The following is a 955-nucleotide window of genomic DNA, read 5'->3' as shown; positions in this document are numbered from 1 at the left end:
TTATCGGGATCGAGGACATTGTGTGGTGGGTAGTTTGACTGGGGCGGTCTCCTCCCAAAGAGTAACGGAGGAGCACGAAGGTACCCTCAGGCTGGTCGGAAATCAGCCAATGAGCGCAAGAGTAGAAGGGTGCTTGACTGCGAGACAGACACGTCGAGCAGGTGCGAAAGCAGGTTCTAGTGATCCGGTGGTTCTGTATGGAAGGGCCATCGCTCAACGGATAAAAGGTACTCCGGGGATAACAGGCTGATACCGCCCAAGAGTTCACATCGACGGCGGTGTTTGGCACCTCGATGTCGGCTCATCACATCCTGGGGCTGAAGCCGGTCCCAAGGGTATGGCTGTTCGCCATTTAAAGTGGTACGCGAGCTGGGTTTAGAACGTCGTGAGACAGTTCGGTCCCTATCTGCCGTGGGCGTTTGAGATTTGAGAAGAGTTGCTCCTAGTACGAGAGGACCGGAGTGAACGAACCTCTGGTGTTCCGGTTGTCACGCCAGTGGCATTGCCGGGTAGCTACGTTCGGACGGGATAACCGCTGAAAGCATCTAAGCGGGAAGCCCCCTTCAAGATGAGATCTCACTGGGCCCTAGAGGCCCCTAAAGAGCCGTCCGAGACCAGGACGTTGATAGGCAGGGTGTGTAAGCGTTGTAAGGCGTTGAGCTAACCTGTACTAATGGCTCGTGAGGCTTGACCATATAACGCCGAAGGCGTTTGGTTGATGAGTTATGACGATTGATACGACGGTTGAAGCTTGTATTCATCAAGACAAAGAATTCTATTTCGATTAGTTTAGATTGTTACCAGTTTTGTCTGGCGACCATAGAGACGTGGAACCACCTGACTCCATTCCGAACTCAGAAGTGAAACGCGTCATCGCCGATGGTAGTGTGGGGTTTCCCCATGTGAGAGTAGGTCATCGCCAGGCATTTATTTAGAGAAGCCCCTGATTCCATGA

General features: G+C 52.8%; 2 rRNA genes. Both read left to right on the top strand.

What is annotated here, in order from left to right:
• Positions 1-695: ribosomal RNA gene (locus tag DN062_RS18390) — 23S ribosomal RNA — on the top strand; the annotation flags it as partial.
• Between the two features lie 114 nt (positions 696-809).
• Positions 810-925: ribosomal RNA gene (gene rrf, locus DN062_RS18385) — 5S ribosomal RNA — on the top strand.
• The last annotated feature ends 30 nt before the right edge of the window (positions 926-955 follow it).

Source organism: Nitrincola tibetensis (assembly GCF_003284585.1).
Lineage (GTDB): Bacteria > Pseudomonadota > Gammaproteobacteria > Pseudomonadales > Balneatricaceae > Nitrincola > Nitrincola tibetensis.
The sequence above is the reverse complement of the archived record's forward strand: the minus strand, read 5'-3'. Positions and strand labels throughout refer to the sequence as shown.